Raw genomic sequence first — 8,723 nt, 5'->3', positions numbered from 1 at the left:
CCCCCCCCCCCCCGCCGCTACCAGGGCCGCGGCCGGGCCCAGCAGACCGGCCAGCGCGCCCATCAGCGATACCCCCAGCGACCCGCCGACCGTGGCCTGGGCCAGCCACACGCCGCTCACCCTCCCCCGCAGCTCGTCGGGGGTGCGGGACTGGACGAGCGCGTAGCGCAGGATCTCCTCCAGCGCCTGGCCGCAGCCCAGCAGGAGCAGCGCCGCCAAGGCCAGGGGCACCGACCTGCTCAGCCCCAGGCAGGCCACCGCCGCGCCGCACAACCCCACCGCCGCGCACACGACCGCCCCCGGGCGCGGGACGCGCCCGGTCCACCCGCTGGTGAGCGAGGCTGCGATGGCCCCCGCGGCCGGGGCCGCATAGAGCAGCCCCGCCTCTCGGGGCCCCGCTCCCAGCACCGTGTCGGTGAACTCGGGGATCAGCACCAGCGGCATGGCCAGCAGGGCCTGGGAGAACCCCAGGACCATGAGCGGCCGCACCACCGGGTCGCGCACCGCGAACAGGGCGCCGCCGAGGGCCCGGCCGATGCCCCCGGTCTCCTCCCCCCGTTCGGGCCGGGCCGGCGGGAGGAACAGCGAGGCGGCGATCGCGGCCAGGGCGATCACCGCGGTGCCCGCGAACCCGGCGCCCACGCCGAACGCGGCCACCACCAGGCCGCCGAGGGCGGGGGTGGCCACCGCGCCGACCTGTGCGGTGAGCGCGAACAGGGCCCCGGCGGCGGGCAGCCGGGCGGGCCCGACGAGCGCCGGGACCATGGACTGCTGGGCGATGAGGCCGGTGGTGCCCACGCACCCGCTGACCGCCGCGCCGATGTAGATGAGTTCGAGGCGGGCCCCTCCGGGGAGCACGGTGTTCGCGGCGAAGAGGGAGACGACGGCCGCCTCGGCGACGGCCCCGGCCAGCACCAGGCGGCGCCGGTCGACCCGGTCGGCGAGGGGGCCGCCGACCAGCGTCCCGGTGAAGCTGGAGAGCCCGTTGACGACGCTGACGCTGGCGACGAGCACCGAGGACCCGGTCAGCGCGTACACCTGCAGGGGAAGGGCCACCATCCGGTAGCCGCCGCCGAGCAGGGAGACCAGGCGGACCGCGAAGAGGACCCGGAACCCGCCGGGCGCACGGAGGGGGCTGAGGTCCATCGCGAAGGAGGAGGCGGTCACCGGCGGCCTCCGGTCCGGCCGGCGGGCGTCGCGGACGGTGTGCGGCCGCGCGTCGCCGCTCGCCGCTTCACCGGGACCTGTGGCCGGTGCAGGTGCCGGTAACCGGGGCGCGCCTCGGCGAGGAGGCGCGGGAGCGGCCCGTCCCGGCGAGGCCCGCTCCCGGAAAGGCGGTGTGCGCGGAGCACGGCGCCAGGACCGGGACAGGCGGCAGGGCCGGGGCCGCCGGTGTCCTCGGCACCGAACACGGCGAAAGGCCCTCGTGGGGTCGCCGCCTCGTGCCCCGCGCACCGACCCCGTCGTGCCCCCGCAGGGACCGGGACCGTACCGGCGGGCGCGGCGCCGACCGCCCTGGGACCGACGCGGCGGGCGAACCGGCCGCTCACGAGCCGGGGACGCCGCGCACGGACCGCGCTCCTCGCGAGCGGTGTCCGGGGGCGGCCGCCGCAACGCCGGAGGGGGTGGCGCCCCGGCGGGGACGTCGACCATGCGCTCAGCGGGGCAGCACCGAGCACGCGGCGCTCTCTACTCCTCCTCCTACTCCTCCCCATGGTCCCCTTCGGGACGGTCGGCGAAGAACAGGGCCGCCTTCTTGTGTGGCAGGTCGACCTCGCCCTCGAAGCGCAGGCCCGCCCGTTCGGCGGCCTTGCGCGCCGCGGAGTTCGCGGCGTCGGGCTCGNGGCGGCGAACACCGCCGCCGACACCGCCGCGAAGACGCGCGCCCCGAGCCCGCGCCCGGTGTCCTGCCGTTCCCCGATGGCGATGTGCAGGCCGATGTCGTGCGGCTCGGAGCGGTAGCACTCCCCCACCACATCACGGGCTGCTCGGTACAGCTCGATGTAGGCCACGTCGCGGCCGCTCTCGGACACCAGGACGGGGCGGGAGAACGTCCCGGAGCACTGCCCGGCGATCTCCTCGGCCCAGCGCTCCCTGGTCCAGGACCGCTCGAAGAAGCGCTCCACGTGCGGGCGGTTCATCCACGCGTGCAGCACTTCCAGGTCCGTCCCCTCCGGGCGGGCGACGCGCAGAGCGAAGGGCCCGGCCGACGCGGGGACGGGCGGCGGCCCTGCGGCGAGGGCGTCGGGGCCCGCGGGGATCTCCCGCGGTGAGCGCCAGGGGGCTCGGGTGCTGTCGGGCACCGTTGGGTCACCTCCGTTGTCAGGCGCGACGGTCCGCCGCGCGCGTGCGCCCGCCCCGGCGCCCCCGAAGGGGGCCGAGGCGGGCTGCGGTCACAGGACCGGTCCCGGTCCTTGGTCGTGTCCGCCGGATCGGCGGACCGTGGTCCGGCCGGAGGGCGCCGACGTCTCCACCGCTCCGGCGGAGTCCGTCCGGCCCGGCATCCCGGCCCTGTATCGGAAGTGCCGACGCGCTCCACCCCCTCGGGCGGCTTGGGACGTGCGGGGGTCCCGAGTACTTCTCCATCGCCCCGCAGCAGGCGAGTGGCCGGTTCCGGCGGCGCCGCTCCGGGGGGGCGCTCCGAGCGAACGGGCCGGGCGGGCGGCCCGGGCGCAACCGATGAGAACCGGCCGGCACCGGCAGAGGCGAACCGACGCAGCCCCCTGCCGGTGCCGGCGGGCCCGGCTCAGAGCTGCTTGAGCACCCGCTCCTCCAGCTCGTCGAAGACCAGCAGCCCGGTCGTGTAGCTCATGGCCCCCACGTAGGGCACCGGGTAGACGCGGTCCGCCTCGGCCGGGGCCGTCTCCTCCCACGGCCCCTGGTCCATGATCTTCTGGACCTCGGCCTCCGGGTCGCCGTTCTCCTCGGCGCGCACGATGACCGCGTCGTAGTCGTTCAGCCGGTCCAGCTCCTCCGGCGACAGGTTCTCGCTGAAGGCGCCGTCCTCGGCCTCCTCGGTGAACTCCAGCCCCGCGTCGGCGAGCACATTCGGCCCGTGCGCCTCGCGGTGCTCCAGCACCCAGGTGCCGTCGCCCCAGGCGGCGACCGACGCGAAGGTCATCCCGTCCAGCTCGTCGGCGTAGGTCCGGGACAGCTCCTCCGCGCGGGCGTCGTACTCCTCGATCAGCTCGGCGTGGGCGTCGGCCACCCCCGCCGCGTCGGCGATCCTCTGGCTCGTCTCCTTCCACTGGACCGGCGCGTCCATGGCCGCGACCGCGACCGGGGCGACCTGCTCCAGCTCGGAGTAGTCGAAGTCCATCGCCGAGGCCAGCCCGGACACGATGAGGTCCGGCTCCAGCTCGGCGACCTTCTCCACGTCGATCTCCAGGTCGGTGCCGACCGACGGCAGGGACTCGACCTTCTCCAGCTCCTCCGGGGTCAGGCTGGTGTCCTGGGTGCCGCGGGAGACGCCCACCAGTTCGGCCTCCTCCACCGAGATCAGCGCGGGGACCGCCCACCCGATGGCGACGATGCGCTCGGGGGACTCGGGGATCTCCACCTCGCCGTCGGTGTGGTCGCTGGCGAAGGCGCGCGTGGCGGCGTCCGGGCCGTCCGCCGCGTCCGTGCCGCTTCCGCAGGCGGCCGTCGCCAGGGCGAGGACCGCGGCGGCGGCACCGGTGGCCAGGCGCCTGGCCAGGGTCAGGGGATGTGCGGTTGCGGCGCGTCCCTCCATGGTTCTCCTGCTCCGTTCCGAAATCGTGGGTCCTGCCAAGATAGGCCAGGCTTACCTTACTGGTCAGTGGTCCGTCCGCAACGCCCGGGGTGCGCCCGATTCGCGATCGTGACCTTCCCCCGGTGCGGCGGAACCGGCGCGGACGAGCCCGTCGCGCAGGGCGCGGCCGACCGCCTCCGCCCCGTCGCCGTCGAGCATCCGCAGGTGGGGGGCGGGGACCTCGGCCGTCTCCAGCGGTCCGGCGGTGAAGCCCTTCCACGCGTCGACCGCCCCGGCGGGGGTGTCCTCGGCGGTGAGCAGCAGGACCGGCCCGGAGTACCGCGGGGCCCGCGGATCGGGATCGGCCCGGAGCAGCCGGGCGGCGAGCCGGTGGTTGGCGGCGAGCGGGTCGTCACCGTCGGCGCCCCCGGCGCCCCCGGCGCCCCCGGCGGCGTCAGCGGCGTCAGCGGCGTCAGCGGCGTCGACGGGATCGGCGGGATCGGCGGCCCCAGGCACGCCGTCGTCGCCCCGGAGCCCCGCCGCCCCCGGAAGCGGGGCGTCCAGGAGGGCCACCAGGCCGACCTCCTCGCCATCGGCCTCCAGCAGGCCCGCCATCGCGTGCGCCACCGCCCCGCCGAACGACCATCCGGCCAGGTGGTAGGGGCCCACCGGGCGCACGGAGCGGATCCGCTCCACGTAGGCGCGGGCCAGCTCCTCCACCGACCCGGGCCGCCCGCCGCCCGCCGCCGTCGCCAGGTCCGGCGATTCGATCCCGAACAGCGGCCGCTCCGGCGGCAGGTGCCCGCGCAGCCCGGCGAACGGCAGCGCCATCCCGCCGGAGGGGTGCACGCAGAACAGCGGCTCCTCCCCCGCCCCCGCGCGCAGCGTGACCACTCCCTGCGGGTCGCCGCCGCGCCCCCGCAGGAACGCGGCCAGGGAGGCCGGGGTCGGGTGGGCGAACAGGTCCGACACCGCGGGAGCCTGCCCGGTCTCCGCCGCGATCCGCGAGCGCAGCCGCACCAGCAGCATCGAGTGCCCTCCGGACGCGAAGAAGTCGTCATCGGCGCCGACCCCGTCGGCGCCCAGCACCTCGGCGAACAGCGCGCACATCACGGCCTCGGCTCCGTCCCGGGGCGGGCGGCCCGGCGTCGGGGCCGCGGCGGCGTCGGGCACCGGCAGGGCGTCCCGGTCGAGCTTGCCGTGCGCAGTCAGCGGCAGCGCGTCCAGCGCGACGTAGGCCGCCGGGAGCATGTAGTCGGGCAGCCGCCCGGCCAGGTGCGCCCGCAGCCCGCCCGCCTCCGGGGCGTCGGCCCCGGGGGCGGGCACGACGTAGGCGGCGATGCGCCGGTCGCCCGCGACCGGCTCCCAGGTGTCGACGGCGGCCGCCGCGACGCTCTCGTGCGCCTCCAGCGCGGCGGCGATCTCGCCCAGCTCGATGCGGAAACCCCGCACCTTCACCTGCCCGTCGGAGCGGCCGATGTAGTCCACGGACCCGTTCGGCAGGCGCCGCACCAGGTCGCCGGTGCGGTACATGCGCGCGCCGGGCGCGCCGGACGGGTCGGCGACGAACCGCTCCGCGCTGGTGCCGGGCCGCCCCAGGTAGCCGCGGGCCACCCCGGCCCCGGCCAGGTACAGCTCCCCGACCACGCCCGGCGGGACCGGGCGCAGCCGCGCGTCCAGCACGTAGGCGCGGGTGTTGGCGGTCGGGTGCCCGATCACCGGCCGTTCGCCGTCGGCCAGCCGCGCCGACAGGGCGTCGACCGTGGCCTCGGTGGGGCCGTAGAGGTTGTGCACCTCGGTTCCGGGCAGGGTGCGCAGCCGCGACCACAGGGTGCGCGGCACCGCCTCCCCGCCGACGCCCATGGTGAGCGGGTGGGCGCGGGAGCCGTCCTCGCCGGGGCGGTCGAGCCCGGCGGCCAGGAGTTGCACCGCGTGCGAAGGCGCGACCTCGACGAAGTCGATCCGCTCGGTGCGCAGCCGCCGCACCAGCAGCTCGGGGTCGTGCATCTCCTCCTCGGTGGCGATGTGCAGGGCGTGGCCGTCCAGCAGCCAGAGCTGCGGCTGCCAGGAGGCGTCGAAGGCGAACGACCAGGAGTGGGCCACGCGGAGCCGGTCCCTCCCGGCGCGGCGGCGGGTGGGCAGGTAGAGGGTCTCGCGGTGGCTGGCGAACAGGTTGGCGATGCTGCGGTGCTCGACCTGTACACCCTTGGGGCGCCCGGTGGAGCCGGAGGTGTAGATGGTGTAGGCCCCGCAGCCGGGGGTGAGCGGCGCCGTCCGGTCGGCGTCGGTGGGGTCGGTGTCCGGGCGGCCGGAGGCCGTGTCCGGGCGGAGCACGAGCAGCGGGTTCGGGCCGTCGTTCCCGGTGGGTGCGGGCCGAGCACCGCCGGGGGCCGAAGGGCCGCCGTCGGCGGTCCCCGCCTTGGGGCGCGCGTCCCTTTCCGGCGCCGGGTCGGCGCCGTTCCCGGCCGCCCCCTCCGCCGCCCCGTCCGCGCGACGCGCGCCGACGGGTGCGGGCCGCCCGCCGTCGGCGGCCTCCGACCGCGGATCGATGGCCGTCGTCGGCACATCGGTGTCGCCCTCCGCCGCCATGAGCGCCGACGCCGGGGCTCCGTCACCTCGGGCCGCGTCCCCGGGCGGGCGCGTCTCGGCGGCGGCCGGGGCGTCCGCCCCCGGTCCCTGGTCCGCGGCGGTGCCGCCCTGCGCCTGCCGCACCAGGCCGGAGGCGCGTTCCTCCAGTTCCGGGGCGGTGATGAGCAGGGCCGGACCGGCGTCCTCCAGCATCCCGGCGATGCGGCCGTCCGGGTAGGCCGGGTCGATCGGCAGGTAGGCCGCGCCGGACTTGAGAACGGCCAGGATCGCCGCGACGGTGTCGGCCGAGCGCGGCAGCAGGAGCGCCACGAGGCGCTCCGGCCCGGCCCCTCGGGCGATGAGCTCGTGGGCCAGCCGGTTCGCGCGCGCGTTGAGCTCGGCGAAGGTCCACTCCTGCCCGGCGCAGGAGACCGCCGGGGCGTCGGGCCCGTCCGCCGCCTGCCGCTCGAACAGCTCCGGCAGGGTCACCGGGCCGGCGGGCACCGCGGGCCCGGATGCGGCCCCGGCCGCCGCCCGCTCCTCCTCCGGGGCCATCAGCCCGACCGTGCTCAGCGGCGTGTCCGGCGCCGAGGCGACCGCGTCCAGCAGCCGCTCCAGGCGGAGCAGCATGTTGCGGGCGGTGTCCGCGTCGAACAGGTCGGTCGAGTACACCAGGGTGCACTCCAGACCGCCGCCGTCGGCGCCGCCTCCGGGCCCGGCACCGGCGCCCCGGTCGGCGAACTCGAAGGCCAGGTCGAACTTGGCCGCGTCGGCGCGCACCGGGTACCGGGCCACCCGCAGCCCTTCCATCTCCGGCGGGGTCGGGCCGCCGTTCTGGTAGGCCACCATCACCTGGAACAGGGGGTGGCGGCTCATCGACCGGGCGGGGTTGAGCAGCTCCACCAGCCGCTCGAAGGGGATGGAGTCGTGCTCGAACGCCTCCAGGTCGGTGTCGCGCACACGGGTGAGCAGCTCGCGGAAGGCGGGGTCGCCGGAGGTGTCGGTGCGCAGCACCAGCGTGTTGACGAAGAAGCCCACCATCTCGTCCAGGGCGGCGTCGTCGCGCCCGGCGACCGGGGTGCCGAGGGGGACGTCGGTGCCCGCGCCCAGACGGGTGAGCAGCGCCGCGACGGCGGCCTGCAGCACCATGAACGCGCTGACGTCCGCCGAGCGCGCGAGCGCGCGCAGGCGGGCCTCCAGGTCGGCGCCGAGCACCGTGCCGACCGACCCCCCGGCGCCGCGCGCGACGGCCGGGCGGGGCCGGTCGGTGGGCAGCGGCAGCTCCTCGGGCAGGCCGCTCAGCCGCTCGCGCCAGTAGGCGGCCTGGCGGGCGGCCTCGCTTCCGGGGTCGTCCTCGGATCCGAGGACGGCGCGCTGGTGGAGCCCGTGGTCGGCGTAGCGGACGGGCAGCGGCGTCCAGGAGGGGGCGCGCCGGGACCGGCGGCGCTCGGTGTAGGCGCGGCCGAGGTCGCGCAGGAGGGGGCGGGCCGACCAGCCGTCGGCGGCGATGTGGTGGATGACCAGCAGCAGCACGTGGTCGTCGGGGCCGACGCGGAAGAGGCGGGCGCGCAGCGGCGGCTCGTCCTCCAGGCGGAACCCGGCGGCGGCCTCGGCGCCGAGCGCCGCGTCCAGGCCGTCGGCGCCGACGTCGGTGACGGGCAGGGCGGGCCTGCCCTCCTCGGGGGCGAGGATGCGCTGGTAGGGGACGCCGTCGTCCTCGGGGAAGACGGTGCGCAGCGTCTCGTGCCGGTCCGTGAGGTCGCCGAGGGCGCCCCGGAGGGCGGCGCGGTCGAGGTCGCCGGTGAGGCGGGCGCAGAAGGGGATGTTGTAGGTGGCCGACGGCCCGTCCAGGCGGTACAGGAACCACATGCGCTGCTGGGCATAGGACAGCGGCGGGCGCGCGGGGAGCTCGGCGCGGCGGAGGGCGGGTCGGGCCCGCTCCCCGCCGAGGCGGCGTGCGAGCCCGGCGACGGTCGGCGCGTCGAAGACCGTCCGCAGGGGGACCTCGCGGCCCAGGGCGCCGCGGATGCGGGCCACCAGGCGGCCCGCGAGCAGGGAGTGGCCGCCCAGGGCGAAGAAGTCGTCGTCGATGCCGACCTCGGGCACCCCGAGCACGTCGGCGAACAGGTCGCAGAGGAGCTGCTCGCCGGGGTCGCGGGCGGGACGCCGCACGGCGAGCGCGGCGAAGTCGGGCGCGGGCAGGGCGGAGCGGTCCACCTTGCCGTTGGGCAGGACGGGCAGGGCGGCCATGGGCACGATCGCGGCCGGGACCATGGCCGGGGGCAGCACCTCGGCGAGCCGCGCCCGGAGGGCGGCGGGGTCGAAGGCGGACGCGGCGCCGCCTGCGGGAGCGGCATCCGCGGCGTCGCCTGCGGGAGCGGCATCGGCCCGCGCACCGGCGCGCACCGGGTTCTCGGCGCGGTCGGGCCCGTCGATCGCGCTC

The 8,723-nt window shown here is 77.4% G+C and carries 4 protein-coding genes; all 4 read right to left on the bottom strand.

The window, feature by feature from the left end:
* Window positions 1–1,167 (bottom strand): MFS transporter (locus tag D476_RS0112395; protein WP_017624259.1); only part of this gene is annotated, 1,167 nt, incomplete at its 3' end.
* Window positions 1,164–2,141 carry a GNAT family N-acetyltransferase gene (locus D476_RS38980; protein WP_239648687.1) on the bottom strand — a complete coding sequence of 326 codons (978 nt, stop codon included), beginning with the start codon at window positions 2,139–2,141 and terminating at the stop codon, window positions 1,164–1,166. The genes D476_RS0112395 and D476_RS38980, both read right to left, overlap by 4 nt.
* 605 nt (window positions 2,142–2,746) lie before the next feature.
* Window positions 2,747–3,733 (bottom strand): ABC transporter substrate-binding protein, encoded by a 987-nt coding sequence (locus D476_RS0112385; protein ID WP_017624257.1) that lies wholly within the window; start codon window positions 3,731–3,733, stop codon window positions 2,747–2,749.
* A 63-nt stretch (window positions 3,734–3,796) separates the two neighbouring features.
* Window positions 3,797–8,723: condensation domain-containing protein (locus D476_RS35630; RefSeq protein ID WP_017624256.1), on the bottom strand; the 4,927-nt coding region annotated here is incomplete at its 5' end.

This window comes from Nocardiopsis chromatogenes YIM 90109, from assembly GCF_000341185.1.
Lineage (GTDB): Bacteria > Actinomycetota > Actinomycetes > Streptosporangiales > Streptosporangiaceae > Nocardiopsis_A > Nocardiopsis_A chromatogenes.
Note: the sequence above shows the minus strand (reverse complement) of the source record. Positions and strands in the feature narration are given on the sequence as shown.